Genomic DNA, 14,819 nt, shown 5'->3' with positions numbered 1-14,819 from the left:
TAGGAATTACTGATAGATGACAGAGTATGCAACGCTGGATTCGACCGCACCGGCTTCTGCTTTGCCAGTAGCGTGGTAGCGAGCGAAGTAACGCTGAGTGTAGTTACCGTTTTCGTCTGCTTTGGCAGCGTACTGATCTTCAGCCTGGTGGCCAGTGACACGGATCGGCAGTGCGTTTTCGTTCAGCAGTTCGATAGCCACGTTTTTGGCACCATCGTTGAGGCTGTTTTTCAGCCAGCCTGTTTTGGTGTCAACGGTAGCGCCCGGTTCGAAGCGGATAGCGAGCTTCTGGTTGCCCGGGCATTTGGACATGCCGATGGTGAATTCGCGAGTACCAGCAGTCTGGCCGTCTGCAGCCAGCGCACTAGCGATGACGGTCGGCAGCTGAACTGTCTGGTCTTTAGATTCGGCATTGATTTCGCAGGTGGAGTCAGTGACCTGACCTTTGAAGAATACGTGGCTGCTTTCTGCTTGTGCAGCTGAAACGCCCAGCATGGCGCTTGCAGCGGCCATTGCGACGATGATTTTTTTCATGGCTTATAACCCCAAATAGTCAAAAGGCAAGTGCGCAGAATTCAAGATCTTTATCGGTTGTTCTTACCTAAAGCCTTGTCTTGAAAAGGCTTATTTTTATGAGAACTGATAAAGGAAATTGTGCGAATGATTCTGCGCGGAAGGGATTGTAATTAATTTTTCATGTATGAATCAACGATAATCTTCAACGATTTGTCCTATCTGTCATATTATTTATTTCAGTTGAGGCAAAGAATGAATAGAAATGTAATTTGGCGTTATCTTTGTGAATTACTGTTCTCTTGTTGAAAACAATATCTCTATCTTATTGAATTACAAGGATAATGTTAAAAGGCGTTGCGTATTACACGAAATAGCGGTGAGTATCTAATGTATTTTGTGTATCTATGCAACGCCCTGCTAATCAACAAGAACAGATCAAGATGTTCTTTTCTTTGGCTTTTATAGGTAAATCATACCTAAAAGCACTTTCCTAAAACGCATAATTCCTTACATTTCAGAAGGTCATGTCGTTGAGAATGCTATAGACCGGCGATTCAAGCTGTAACAATCGTTCGCGCTGAATGTGTAGGCTGCTGGCAATCTGCTGATTATCCATCACTGATAGCGTGTGGAAATGTGTATTGCGCTCAATAATCTGCTTTTCCTTGTCCGATACGACAAGCACGGTGTTGTGTGGCAGCTGGGCAAACGCCATCCCTGTGATGGCATCGCAGTAGCTGACAGTGTGCGTACCGGGAAAATGCGCGGCGATATGGTCATGAATGGCCGATACGATGTTGTCCGAGCGAGTGGGCAGCAGAAAAGCGTCGACGTCATCGGGCTGAGGAGGCGGCTGATTCTCGCCACAGGCCACTAGAAAATGGAAGTGGCGGATATAGAAGGCACGAGACTCCCAGCGGTCGTGAAAGCCCAGCGTATTGGGGCCGCGGGAAGAAAAGATCACATCGGCTTGCAGTTGTTCCAAGGTTAGCGATGACTGCTGTTCCAGTGCGGAAAGGTCGATGACGTTGACATTGAGCCCTGTATTGTAGGCCAGCAGGTTCGACCACAGCTCGTAGGCATAGCAGGCCGTAATCGGTCCAATGTACCCAATCGTCAACTCGTCGGGCACGCTGATGCCGGACAGATGGTGAGCCTTGCGGATAGTGTATTCACAGCTTTCGGCCAGACGAGTGCCCAGCTCGATCAGCATGCGACCGCACAGCGTAGGCACATAGAACCCATTGCGTCGCAGGAATATCTTGCATTCGAGCAGCGTCTCTATATCACGTACGCACAGCGAAATGTTGGCTGATGTCATCGAAAGTTCACGCGATGCAGCCACCATCGTTTTGTGTCGATGCAATGTCACGATAATGCGCAGCTGCTTTAGCGTCATTTTTTTTTGAATGAAATACTGCAGCCGGTCGGCCAATTCTGTGGACAATGGATGATCAGCAGCCTTCTCCATATGTTCTCGTGCCATTATCGTTCCTTGATGTCGGGTAATAAAAGTCTATGAGTGCTTAAGGCACGTAAAAGGGGCGTGGCGGGGCATCTTACATAGTGTGTGAGCAGTATGTCGAAAGCTTGAAGTAGCGCCATTTGTGATCAGAGTGAGAAGTTAACACTCACATTCAAAAGTTTCGACCCATATTTTCTATAAAATGGTAATAATAATGTTCAAATTGATAGACGGCTTTTCTATATGTTTCTAATCGTGTCTTTTTATTGTTTGTTGGTAACCTTACTATTATTCCTTGTGAAATATGAAGGTATATATCGCACTAAGTGACATGGTGTTACGTTTTGGTCACATGCCCGTGGGTCATGGCTATCTAAAGTCGAAAATTGATTATCTTTATCAATCACATGAGGTGGTTCAATTTAGCGGCCTTCGCAGAGGTGGCTATGCTATGTCTGATTTCTCAAAGAAACGCTGGACTTGCCAAGGAGCAGATACACCATGAATCCGACTCGCTACACTACGGCTAACGGTGCCCCAGTCCCTCAGGATGATACCAGCATTACTGCAGGTGAGCGCGGCCCGTTAACATTTGATAACTGGCGTCTGTTTGAAAAGCTGGCGCACTTCAACCGCGAACGCATTCCTGAGCGCGTCGTGCACGCACGAGGCACCTCTGCGCAGGGCGTTTTCCGCCTGACGCGCGATTTGTCTGACCTGACCATTGCCGATTTTCTGCAAGGTGTGGGCAAGGAAACGCCAGTGGCAGCGCGTTTCTCGACCGTTGCGGGGGGGCAGGACAGCAACGATATGGAGCGCGATGTCCGAGGATTTTCCGTGAAGTTCTACACGGAGCAGGGTAACTGGGACATGGTGGGTAACAACACGCCGGTATTCTTCATTCGTGAACCCAGCAAGTTTCCTGATTTTATTCATACGCAAAAGAAAGACCCGCGCACCAACCTGGTGAACTGGCAGAACCGCTGGGAGTTCTGGGCGCTGCACCCGGAATCCTTCCACCAGGTCACCATCCTGCTGTCGGACCGTGGCATTCCGGCAAGCCTGCGCCATATGCACGGCTTTAGCTCTCATACGCTGAGCTTCTTCAATGAAAAGGGGGAGCGTCATTGGGTCAAATGGCACTTCAAGACCAATCAGGGCATTCGCAACGTGACGGACGAGGAAGCGGCAACGATTCCTCACGATCACAACCAGCGCGATATGGTTGAGGCCATTGATCGTGGTGAGTTCCCTAGTTGGACCGTCAAGATCCAAGTAATGAGCGAAAAGCAGGCTCGTGAATTCCGCATCAACCCGTTCGATCTGACTAAGGTCTGGCCGCACGGTGACGTACCGCTGATCGAGATCGGTCAGATGGAGCTGAACAAGAACCCAGATAACTATTTTGCGGAAGTCGAGCAGCTGGCGTTCAGCCCTTCCAATTTCGTGCCCGGTATCAGTGGTTCCCCTGACAAGGTACTGCAGTCTCGATTGCTGGCCTATGCTGATGCGCAGCGCTATCGCCTGTCGGCAAACTACCAGCAGATCCCGATCAACCAGCCACGCTGCCCGGTCAATCATTACCAGCGCGACGGTTTGATGGCCGGTACGTGCCCCGTGACGGGGCAGTCGAAGGAAGGCGGCCAGTACGGCGACACCAACTTCTATCCGAACGCACGTGCCGATCAGGGGGCGCCAGTACCGTCACCTGAATTCTCCGAACCGCCGATGCCACTCGAAGAAGAGGCATGGGTGGGTTATCACAATAACCGCGGTGATGATAACTACGAGCAGGCGGGCAATCTGTACCGCAGCTTCGATGACGGACAGCGTGATCGTATCGCCAACGTCTTTGCCACTACGCTGCAGGGCGTGACGGCTCCCATCGTGAGCAAGGTCATTGAGCACTGCTATGCCGCAGACGAAGACTATGGTCGTCGTGTGGAAGCTCGCTATACGGCCTTGCGCGACGCATAAGGCGATCGGCGTAAAGCGGCTGTTGGCGTTTTCGCATTGACCCAATGAAAGGCCAGCCTGTTCAGGCTGGCCTTTTTCGTGCGTGATGGAGGGCAAGAAAGGAATTCTTTCGCCGCGGCTGGCGTGAAGTGGTGGTCGTCACTAGGGTGGTAAATGACACTGCGTATTGTGGGGGCTTTCTCCACGATGCCGCGGTGACATGCAATAGGCATATGTGCAACGACTTGATCAAGGAGCGATCTACGATGACACAGCATTCCTATACGGCTACGAATCACGATGAAGCGCACGACACCCAGCGGGGTACGGATGAGCACCGTAAGGACGAGGCGCTTGAGACGTATCGAAGCGATGCGAAGGGGCACGACTTGCGCACCAATCAGGGTGTACGTATTGCCGATAACGAGAATTCGCTGAAAGCCGGTGAACGTGGACCAACACTGCTGGAGGATTTCATTCTCCGCGAAAAGATCAATCACTTTGACCATGAGCGCATTCCCGAGCGTATCGTGCACGCCCGTGGGGCGGCCGCTCACGGCTATTTTCAGCCGTATCCTCGGGCAGCCGAGCTGTCAAAGGCCGCTGTATTTCGTGATCCCGAGGCCAGAACGCCTGTCTTCACGCGCTTTTCGACTGTCCAAGGGGCTCGGGGCTCTAATGATACCGTGCGCGATATCCGAGGCTTTGCCGTCAAATTTTATACCGAAGAAGGCAACTGGGATCTGGTGGGCAACAATACCCCGATCTTCTTCATTCAGGATGCGATCAAGTTTCCTGATTTCGTGCATGCGGTAAAACCTGAGCCACACAATGACATTCCGCAAGGACAGTCGGCACACGATACGTTTTGGGATTTCGTTTCACTGGTACCAGAAACCGCACACAACGTAATGTGGGCCATGTCGGATCGCGCGCTGCCGCGTTCATTTCGCTCGATGGAAGGGTTCGGCATCCATACATTCCGATTGATCGACCGGCAGGGCGTTTCTCGCTTTGTGCGTTTTCACTGGAAGCCGCTGGCGGGAACATGGTCGCTGTGCTGGGATGAGGCGCAGAAGCTGTGGGCACGAGATCCCGACTTTCACCGACGGGATATGTGGCAACAGATCGACAGTGGCCAGCCGTTTGAATGGGAGCTGGGTGTGCAGGTGATCGAAGAAAAGGACGAGCACGCTTTCGATTTCGACATTCTCGATCCGACCAAGCTGATTCCTGAGGAATGTGTACCGGTGACACCGATCGGCAAGATGGTGCTGAACCGCAATCCGGATAACTACTTTGCCGAAACCGAACAGGTTGCGTTCAATCCGGGCAATATCGTGCCTGGCATCGACTTTTCGAACGATCCTTTGCTGCAGGGGCGTGTCTTCTCCTACCTAGATACTCAGATGCTGCGTCTGGGCGGCCCCAATTTTCATGAAATTCCCATCAATCAGCCTGTTTGCCCATTTCATAACCATCAGCGTGACAGCTTTCACCGCCTAACGATCAATAAAGGGCAGGCTTCCTACGAGCCGAATTCTATTGAGGGTGGCTGGCCGACTACCACGCCGCCGCAGGAGGAGCAGGGCGGTTTCGAAAGTACCTATGAACGCATTGATGCACACAAGGTGCGCGCACGTAGTCCTTCCTTCAACGATCACTATTCTCAGGCGCGCCTGTTCTGGGACAGCCAGACACCCGTTGAGCAGCAGCACATCATTGAAGCGTTTACGTTCGAGCTGTCCAAGGTCACGCGGCCTTATATACGCCAGCGAGTGATCGAGCAGATCCTGCCCAACATTTCTCTGGCCTTGGCTGAGGCCGTTGCCAAGGCCCATGGTATGCCGGTACCGACAGCACCGACGGCTTCACCCGAAGCTTTGGGCCAGTGTTCGTTAGCGAAAGCTCCATCGCTGAGCCTGATGGCGCGCCCGCCACAGGGCATCCGCTATCGGCAGGTCGCCGTGCTGGTCGCCGATGGGGCCTGCCATGCACAGCTGACGCAGGTGGCCGATCGCCTTCAGCAAGAAGGCGCGACGCCCGTAGTGATTGCGCCGTCAATGGCGCCGGTAACGCTGGATGATGGCCAGCAAGTCACACCCGTCGCAACACTAGACGGTCAGCCCTCAGTTACGATGGATGCCGTCATCGTGATTGCTGGCGCTGCTAGTCGACTAGCTGCACTGGGGGCCGGACGTTATTACCTGCTCGAAGCCTACAAGCATCTCAAGGTCATTATGGCGCTGGGAGATGGTGCTACGCTGCTGCAGGCTGCCCGCTTGCCGACGGCAGAAGACGGTGTGTTGACCGACGGGAGAACGGCTGAGGGGCTGGAGGGTTTCGTCAAAGCGCTATCGCAGCATCGCGTGTGGTCGCGTGACGACAAGGTGGCTTCGGTCGCCGCTTAGCCGCGGCGAGATTAGCAATAATACGCCGCTTGGTTATCTAAAAGTAAATTTTGGAAAGGTTCCACTTCGGTGGAGCCTTTATTATCATCGTCTATAATCTTCTCATTATCAGAATGATTTCATTACTGATTACACATTGTTGCATAGGCTATTGATAACACTTATGGCATTGTCTATGAGCTTTAATTTCATGACTCTGCAATAGCAGCACATTATCTTGAAGATGCAGATATGTTCGTACTTAAAATAACATGTGTTTGTCGCCTCGTAGCGTGCATTGGCATGAGGCATGATCAGAGGAACTATTGATGCATAGCGCTTCGTCTGTCCCCGCTTCGACAGTACACCACCGGACAAGACGATTCATTGCACTTGAATGGCTACGCTTCATTCTTGGACTGTATATCGTCGTCTTTCATACCCTTCACTATTATCCCTCGATAAACGGATGGTCGGGTTATATCACTGGCTTAGGGTTTTTCTCGACCAGCACTTTCTTCATTCTGTCGGGCTTCTTGCTGACGCATGTCTATCTGCGCCCGCAACCCCCTGATGGACAGTATGGACTGCGGGAATCGAAGCGCAGCTTTCTGGTTCGTCGGCTGGCCAATCTGTACCCGATTCATATTGGGGCCATGATCATTACCATCGCTGTAATGGCGGTGTTGCCTGTACTTCAGCTGACGCCTGAAGATGCATCGGCGTCGATCCGAGCCGTCATGATGGACGTCAATAATGGCGAAGCCGTATGGCACACCATGAGCAATCGAGAGCTACTGTGGGCGGCCTTTGAGAACATCGCATTACTGCAGGCTTGGAATCCGTATTACCTGACGTTCAATCCTCCAACTTGGTCGATCTCGACCCTATTCTTCTTCTATCTGACGTTTCCGTGGCTGGCCGTATGGTTATGGCGTCGGCGTCATCCCATGCGCTGGCTGTGCGTCGTCAACCTGCTGTATCTGGTTCCGCCAGTGCTTGTCATCCTACTGACCTCATGGGGAGCGCCGGAAACCGGAATGCTGCATCGCAACCCGTTAATCCGGTTGCCTGAGTTCGCTGCGGGCATTCTGCTGTGTGTCTGGTACCACCGGCAGAAGACGGACACGCTGTCCTTGTCGAGAGGGATGATGGCTGTGGCGCTGCTGGTCGGTTCGATCGCACTGGGCGAGTGGCTTCTGCTGCCCGGCCACAGTGCTGGTTGGCACTACGTGCTGCACAACGGACTGATGATGCCGGGCCAGCTGGCGCTGATCTATCTCTGCCTGTTTGCGAAGGCACCGGACAGTGCGTTTTGGCAGCGCATCGCTGCACGTCTGGGCGGTGCTTCACTGCCGATGTTTGCTCTGCATGTTCCGCTGTACCTGATCTTTTCGCGTACAGAAATGGCGCTTTCTGGTTCGCAGCCATCACAGTGCCTTTCTTCCGTCACCCAGTGCAGTGCACAGGCGGGCACGATTTCGTTTGCTTGGTACCCCGTCTTTTTATTGCTGACGGTGATGTTCTGTATCCTGTTTCAGGAACAGTTCGTGTTACGGGTACGCGGGGTTATTCAGCGGCTATTGCTCAAAAAATGACAGGTGCTCATTCTCTATCTAATTGATGTAATGAGGAAATGGCGGAGAGGGCGAAAAGCGGGCATTTTAGTCGGCTTTTCGCCTTTTTTATGGGCTTCCTTTTTCATGAGAATACGATCGGAGTATTGGCGGGCAATGCACGCAGTGAGCGATGCCGCGGGGGATTGTCGCCAAAACGTACGTGCTTGAAAGCGGGGTTGTGTGTGATCGCTATCAGGCAAGAGGACATTTTTTACGTATCCCGTTAAATGCGTAAAGAGGGTTCTTCTTTTTTGATATACAATGCTTGAATGTGGACAAATTGAGAAATTCAATCGTGCTGATAGTCTTCGTCGGGCAGAGCCAGATGTTGGCTGATATCATGCATGTAGTGGTGCGTGTGCCCTGCGTACCGTAGCGGTTTGTTTCCTTTTGTTGCATCTGTACGCTTTCCTGTTTTTGTTGATGTTCTTTTCTTCTTGTCGATCGAATTGAGATGCCGCTCATGTATAAAAAAGTGACAGGTTTTTGCTTTCTTCTTCTTAGTCTCGCGGGCTGTGCTGCAAACGGTGTTGATCAACCGGCCACTTCTGCTTCTACCGCCCCCCTTCGTTCTTCTGCAGCACCTTACCCCATCATAGGCGGCTATCAGACTTCTGGTGATAACGTCGATATCGAATACACGGGAAGGCAGCATCGTCCAATCGGCGTTCACGACACGTTGATGAGCGAGTATCGAGAGTGGGCGGGCACCCCTTATCGCTTCGGTGGTGAAAGTCGTGATGGCATAGACTGTTCGGCACTCACGCAGCGCATCTTCAAAGAACGATTCAACTACGCCTTACCGCGCACGGCAGGCGAGCAGATGAAGCAAGGCCGTCGCGTTTCTCGCGCGGCACTCAAACCCGGTGATCTTGTCTTCTTCAAACCAACACGCCGTCTCAATCACGTTGGGGTATATCTCGGCGATGGTCTGTTCATGCATGCCTCTTCCTCTCAGGGTGTAATGATCTCTCAGCTGGACAATCACTATTGGGCGCGCCGCTATGTGCAGGCACGTCGTCCCATCGAGAACCCGCAGCTGGCTTCCCGCACCAGCACGCCGGCCCGTATCCCGACCGTCAATGGGTAATCCGCTGCTTGCGCTGTATTGATATGTTCTTCTATTGCTGTGAAGAAGCCGCTTGAAACAAGCGGCTTCTTTTATATCAGGCAACCGATTAAGCTGGGCCGGTGTGTTCTTACCTATGCCGCTGCACTTCCAACGATAATAAAGGTGCGGGCGGCATCCGTTGACAGGCTCCTCACGAGGTATTCCCACAATGAGCTTCAGCCCCGAAATACTCTTGCTGTTCTTCTTCATCGCATTGGTTGCGGCCATCATCGACGCCATTGCTGGCGGTGGGGGGCTGATCATGCTGCCCGCACTGCTGGCGACAGGCATGCTGCCCGCTGTTGCGGTCGCGACCAATAAGGTCGGGGCGGTGGGCGGTTCCTTTTCCGCCGCGTTGCATTTCATAAGAAAAGGGCATGTCAGGTTGAGGGATCTCATTCCTCATATTCTCTGCGTCTTCGTCGGCGCTGTGCTGGGAGCGGTGGTGGTGTCCTTCCTGTCGGCACGCATTCTGATGCTGATGATTCCCTTCATGCTGATCGGTTTTGCCGTGTTCTTTCTGTTTTCCCCCAATCTTGGGGTAAGGGAGGAACAGGCGCGATTAAGTGCGCCGATGTTCATCGGTTTCATCTGTCCGCTGCTGGGGTTCTACGATGGTTTTTGTGGGCCGGGTACGGGAACGCTGATGGTCGTGGCCTGCGTCATGCTGCAGGGCTTCAGCATGTTGAAGGCGACCGCTACAACGAAGGTGCTGAATGCCACCAGCAACATCGCTGCATTGCTGTTCTTCATCGTGCACGGCCAGATATTCTGGGAAATTGGCCTTGTGATGCTGGCGGGACAGCTCGTCGGTGGCAATCTGGGCGCGCGCATTGCCATCAGTAAGGGGCAGCGTCTGATCCGCATACTGATGGTTGTGGTCTCGATTGCGATGTCGATCAAGCTGCTGTTGGGGGATACGCTGGCGGCGATGGTCGTTCAGTGGTTCCACTGACCGTTTCTCTTTCTCGGTGACCGTGGTCCACGGTGCTGGAAAAAGCCTTCGGCTGCCTATTAGCGGTAGTCGGAGGTTTTTTTCATGGTGCAGTGAAGGCCGCAAGATGGCCTTAATTCGGCCTATTGCTGCGTCAATTGAGGTGGCTGAGACAGGCGGATGTTTTCGTCGTGTTTCGCGGCTTTAATCCTAACCCGCCGATGGGAAAATGGGCCGTTTCAGGGCTGAGACCTGTCGCATGATCCCGTTGGGCATGATATCAGGGCTGGGAGTGATGCACTTTTTGCCGAGCGTAGCGGCTGGCAAGGGCTTTTATGTAAGTCAGTGAATACTTTCATTCCTAAACCTGTGCCTCTATGCGGCCGATATAAGCTGCACTTCACCAAGCATGGGAGATGTATTTCATGGCAACGACATCATCAACTACAAGTAGTACGTCGACATCATCGGGTCTGGGTAGCTTGAACTTCGGGAGTGGTGCATCCCTTGATCTGGACAAGTACTACTCGCAGTTGGAAGCAGCAGAGCAGAGCAAGCTGGCAACGTATGACACGCAGAAAACCAGCGTTGAAACGAAGATATCGGCTTACTCTACGATCCAAAGCTCGCTGGATGCCTTGAAAAGCCAGGCGGAAGCACTGACAGCCGACAACTTCCAGAAATCCGCTACGGCGACCACCAGTGCTGTTGCTTATCTGGCGACGGCTACGGACAACTCCATTTCGGGTACGTACGACATCCAGGTCAATCAGCTGGCAACGACGCAGTCCAACGCGAGCGCGAAGGTGTCGGACAAGACCAGTACGCTGGGTAGCGGTACCATTACGCTGCAGCAAGGCACGGGCGATGCGCTTTCCATTTCCGTGACTGATGCATCGCTGGTAGGCGTGCGCGATGCCATCAACTCGGCCAAGGACAGCAAAGGTAACAAGCTGAACATTTCAGCGGCGGTCATTTCCAACTCGGATGGCAGCTCCTATCTGACCGTATCGTCCACCACGACCGGTTCGGCGAACGCCTTCACTATCAGTGCGACAGGCGACTCTGGCCTGACGGACGTTGTTTCCAACATGTCAGTGAAGCGCGAAGCCACCAACGCACAGTTCTCGGTCAACGGCGTTGATTTGGAAGCAAGCTCCAATAAGGTGACTGATGCCGTACCTGGTCTTGAACTGACGCTGTCTTCCGTGTCCACATCGCCTGAAACAACGACGGTCGCGACCAACACCTCTGACTGGGAAACGGGTGTGACGAACTTTGTGTCGTCCTATAACAGCTTCCTGAGCACGATGAGCAGCCTGACCCAGTACAACTCTACCGACTCCAGTGATACTGGGGCGCTGGTAGGCGACTCTGGTGCACGTACGATCCGTAGTCAGATCAAGACGCTGTTGAGTAACGAGAACCTTGCGAAGCTTAAAGATTACGGTATCACCGCTATCAGTCTGGACAAGACCAGCAGCACCAAGCCGGCGGGAACGCTACAGGTTGATAGCACCAAGCTGCAGCAGGCGATGAAGAGCAACCCGGAAGGCTTCAAGACTACGCTGGCGGCGACGGACGGCAAGAGCGGGATCATGAACCAGATCGTGGCCAAGGTCGACGAAATCGAGAACAGCAAGACCGGTATTCTGACCACCAATACCAAGACGCTGAACGATAAGGTTACGGCCATCACCTCCCAGAAGGAACGTGCTACCACGGCCAGCGAATACCGTCTGAAAATGTACAAGCAGAGCTTTACTAAGCTGGTGCAGTTCAAGACCACGATGGACACCCAGATCGAAAGCATCAAAGCGCAGTTTGAAGCCCTGAAGAAATCGAGCTGATAACCCTGCCGGTCGCTGCCGTCCATCGAGCATTCCGTTCTGATGGCGGCAGCGATCGTTTATGCCTTTCCGGTAGAAATACCTAGATAAATAGCCCGTTTATTCGCGCATCTCACTGTTAAAAATTTGGCTATGATGTGCTTTCGACGTGTAATCCCTTGGCAATGAAGAGAGTAGGCATGTTGACTCGAAAAGGTGCACAGGCATACGCCACGGTGGGGCTCGAAACGGCCGTCATGGGGGCCAGTCCGCATCAGTTGATTGTGTTGCTGTACGATGGCCTAGAGAAAGCGCTGAGTCGCGCACTGTGGGCATTGGATGAAGGCAAGGTCGCTGAGCGTGGGATGGCAATTTCCAAAGCCATTACTATTCTTGATAACGGGCTGGATGCAGCACTCGACATGGAGAAGGGGGGAGAGCTTTCAGAGAACCTCCACAACCTCTACGGCTACATGTCGAGAACGCTCTTGAAGGCCAATATCAAGGTGGATCGTAAGTCCATTGAGCATGTTGCTGACATGGTCAATGACATTGCAACCGCATGGCGCAGCATTGGCGACAATGGAAAGGGCTTATCATGATTGATTCCATGCAGGATGGTCCTGTGGATTCCGGCATGCAGGTCGACGGCCTCATGGATGAATACCGCAAGATCATCGAACATTCTGAGCGTATGGTGCGCAAGGCTCAGGAGGGTGAGTGGGACGCGCTCGTCAACGAAGGCATGGAGTACTTGGTACAGGCCGAGCAGCTGTCTTCGGTAGGCGATACGCAGCTGAGCTTCTCTCAGCGTCGCGAACGTCAGGTCTATCTACAGCGCCTGCTGGATAATGACCGCAAGATTCGTGAACAGCTTGATGTGCGTCTTAAGGAGCTTGGCACGCTGATGGCAGAAGAAGAGCAGCGCATTCGTACCCACAAAGTCTCCAATGCCTACCAGCGCTTCTCCGGGAGCTAACCTATCATGGGCTCTATCACGCCCTTGCTCGACACCCTCTTGCATCAGGTGCTCGGGCGTCAGCTGTCCCTAGATGCTCATGCACGCCAGCCTATCGGCCCCGCTGCCGTATCCGCCGTAATTCGTGACAGTGCCGTTGATGATGCCGCTCAGTCTTCCGATGATGCTCCCGCTTCTGAAAGCGGCAGTTCAGAAGAGGCTGATTTCGCGGAGAACATCTCAACGGCACAGTCGCGTCAGCAGAGTGCAGAGGCCAGTTCCACGGCTTCATCTCTGCGTCGTTCGGCGCTGCCGTCCGATGTTGCTACTCCACCGTCCAATCCTCCATCCGCCGCTTCCGCGCAGCTGGCATTGAGTGATACGGCTCGCGTATTGAGCGAGCAGGCACGTCTGGCTGCGCAGCAGACGCTGCTGTCCGATATCTCGACCGATATTCTTGCCGAATCGTCGCCTCAGGCTCCGCTGACGCATGTTGCTTCGCAGGCCACACCGCAGGACAAGCCCGTATCCTCCACGCCATCTGCTCAGCCGACCATGCTGCTGCCGCTGACCGAACAGGATCCGCAGGTCGCCTTTCAGGATCGTGCAGCGGCGTCTGCGGCGAGCAGAAGCGATGTGCCGGCCTGGGCACCGACGCTGTCATCATCGGATTCTGCTTTTATCGATGTCAGCCGTGCGGCCAGAGAGATGAGTCAGTGGACAGCCGTACTGTCCGGTCAGGACTGGCAGTCGCTGCTTGCTACGACATCGCCGGACCCCATGCCGCTGAATGTGCTTTCTTCGGCACTGATCATGGACACGATGGGGCAGTCGGTACCGCTAGAGGCCCAGCGCGATACGCTATCAGGCTATCTTGCCTCTGCATTGAAGACGAGTGGTCTGTTCCACGAAGCATTGCTGGCTCAGTGGGCCGGAGGGCATCTGCCTTTGGAAATCGTTGAGCAGAGTGCGCGCCAGCGTCAGCAGTTGCTATCGGTATTGCCTGCCGCGCCCGAATTCGGCGATGCCGTGATTCGACAGCAGCTACAAATGATGGCGGGGCAGTCGATCCACTTTCAGAGCGAGCTGTGGGCAGGGGCGATGATGCTGATGTCTTTCAGGACTGAGCCTTATCTGTCCGATGGGCGCGGTGGCGAGGGCGGTGCCGAGCGACGGTTCCCGGCCTTTCCCGATCAGCGTCGGGTGTGGATGCTGACCCTGACCTTTGAACTGCCCGTTTTGGGAACCGTGACGGCGGGGATACAGTGGGACGGTGAAGCGCTGTCGGTGACGCTGGGAGCCGAGCATAAGGCCACTCGAGAGGTGCTGGCCGATGCCCGTGAAGAGCTGGAGCAACTGTTGAATGATGGCCATCAAGATGGCCGTGCCGTCGAGATCAATGGCGATTCGCTAAGGGAACAGGGCGCACAGGTGGCCGCTGAACAGGAGAAACCGCATGCCTGAAACTCATGAGCAGCTACTTGCGCGGCGGCGCCGTGAACTGGCCAAGCGCTATGGTCAGCCACAGGCGACGAACTCGGGGGTGTTGAGTGATCAGCAGGAAAGCGATATCGCCCAGATCGTTGAGACGGCGCGCCAGCACGGCGTTGGTAGTGTGCATCATTCTCCTGAATTGATGGCGCTACTGTCCACGATTGCCCCCGACCAGCAGATTCCACCGGCACTCTGCAACGCTGTGGCCTCATTGATGGTATGGCTGCAGAAACTGGAAGAGCAGAATGGGGAAGGCATGCCCTCTGCAAAATAATCATCCCTAGTATTTTGCATGCCCTATGTGGTCAAACTGACTCAATAACGTAAAAAAGACCCAGTACATTATTTATGTGCTGGGTCTTTTTTATTTCTATCTATTTTCGTTAATTGGTGTATTTATAGTGTTATTGCTATGGATCTTATTTTGATTAAGGTTATTAATTATTTGTGTGGTTAATATATTAGATGGTTTTATATGGTCCTAAAAAGGCGATACGATATTCTTTTTATATATGGTGTATCGCCTTAAGATGCTGTCTGAGTGTGC

The 14,819-nt window shown here is 53.4% G+C and carries 12 protein-coding genes; 10 read left to right on the top strand and 2 right to left on the bottom strand.

Going from position 1 to position 14,819, the window contains the following annotated elements:
• Positions 1–6: 6 nt before the first annotated feature.
• Both ACMHYW_RS08100 and ACMHYW_RS08095 read right to left on the bottom strand, forming a co-directional pair.
• Positions 7–534, bottom strand: coding sequence for a fimbrial protein (locus ACMHYW_RS08100; protein WP_027705949.1), 528 nt, complete (start codon positions 532–534; stop codon positions 7–9).
• A gap of 496 nt (positions 535–1,030) precedes the next feature.
• Positions 1,031–2,002, bottom strand: coding sequence for a LysR family transcriptional regulator (locus ACMHYW_RS08095; RefSeq protein ID WP_414499489.1), 972 nt, complete (start codon positions 2,000–2,002; stop codon positions 1,031–1,033).
• 480 nt (positions 2,003–2,482) lie between these two features.
• Between ACMHYW_RS08095 and ACMHYW_RS08090 the strand changes: the two genes are divergently transcribed.
• The 10 genes from ACMHYW_RS08090 to ACMHYW_RS08045 all read left to right on the top strand — a co-directional run bounded on the left by ACMHYW_RS08090 (position 2,483) and on the right by ACMHYW_RS08045 (position 14,546).
• The gene (locus ACMHYW_RS08090; RefSeq protein ID WP_414499488.1) at positions 2,483–3,958 is read left to right on the top strand and encodes a catalase; all 1,476 of its coding nucleotides are present in this window, start codon (positions 2,483–2,485) and stop codon (positions 3,956–3,958) included.
• 245 nt (positions 3,959–4,203) lie between these two features.
• On the top strand, positions 4,204–6,348 hold the full coding sequence (gene katE / locus ACMHYW_RS08085; RefSeq protein WP_414499487.1) for a catalase HPII: 2,145 nt from the start codon (positions 4,204–4,206) through the stop codon (positions 6,346–6,348).
• A gap of 308 nt (positions 6,349–6,656) precedes the next feature.
• Positions 6,657–7,925 (top strand): acyltransferase family protein, encoded by a 1,269-nt coding sequence (locus tag ACMHYW_RS08080; protein ID WP_414499486.1) that lies wholly within the window; start codon positions 6,657–6,659, stop codon positions 7,923–7,925.
• A 484-nt stretch (positions 7,926–8,409) separates the two neighbouring features.
• Positions 8,410–9,036 carry a C40 family peptidase gene (locus ACMHYW_RS08075; RefSeq protein ID WP_414499485.1) on the top strand — a complete coding sequence of 209 codons (627 nt, stop codon included), beginning with the start codon at positions 8,410–8,412 and terminating at the stop codon, positions 9,034–9,036.
• Positions 9,037–9,226: 190 nt separating this feature from the next.
• Positions 9,227–10,012 (top strand): TSUP family transporter, encoded by a 786-nt coding sequence (locus tag ACMHYW_RS08070; RefSeq protein ID WP_414499484.1) that lies wholly within the window; start codon positions 9,227–9,229, stop codon positions 10,010–10,012.
• 404 nt (positions 10,013–10,416) lie between these two features.
• Entirely contained in the window at positions 10,417–11,841 is a 1,425-nt protein-coding gene (gene fliD / locus ACMHYW_RS08065; RefSeq protein ID WP_414499483.1) for a flagellar filament capping protein FliD, read from the top strand.
• Positions 11,842–12,020: 179 nt separating this feature from the next.
• The gene (gene fliS, locus ACMHYW_RS08060) at positions 12,021–12,422 is read left to right on the top strand and encodes a flagellar export chaperone FliS (protein ID WP_414499482.1); all 402 of its coding nucleotides are present in this window, start codon (positions 12,021–12,023) and stop codon (positions 12,420–12,422) included.
• Positions 12,419–12,799, top strand: coding sequence for a flagellar protein FliT (gene fliT, locus ACMHYW_RS08055; protein WP_414499481.1), 381 nt, complete (start codon positions 12,419–12,421; stop codon positions 12,797–12,799). The genes fliS and fliT overlap by 4 nt, the downstream gene beginning before the upstream one ends.
• Positions 12,800–12,805: 6 nt before the next feature.
• Positions 12,806–14,242, top strand: coding sequence for a flagellar hook-length control protein FliK (locus ACMHYW_RS08050; protein WP_414499480.1), 1,437 nt, complete (start codon positions 12,806–12,808; stop codon positions 14,240–14,242).
• On the top strand, positions 14,235–14,546 hold the full coding sequence (locus ACMHYW_RS08045; protein WP_414499479.1) for an EscU/YscU/HrcU family type III secretion system export apparatus switch protein: 312 nt from the start codon (positions 14,235–14,237) through the stop codon (positions 14,544–14,546). Before ACMHYW_RS08050 ends, ACMHYW_RS08045 begins: the two co-directional genes overlap by 8 nt.
• Positions 14,547–14,819 lie beyond the last annotated feature (273 nt).

Source organism: Zymobacter sp. IVIA_12111.31 C1 (genome assembly GCF_047495495.1).
Lineage (GTDB): Bacteria > Pseudomonadota > Gammaproteobacteria > Pseudomonadales > Halomonadaceae > Zymobacter.
The sequence above is the reverse complement of the archived record's forward strand: the minus strand, read 5'-3'. Positions and strand labels throughout refer to the sequence as shown.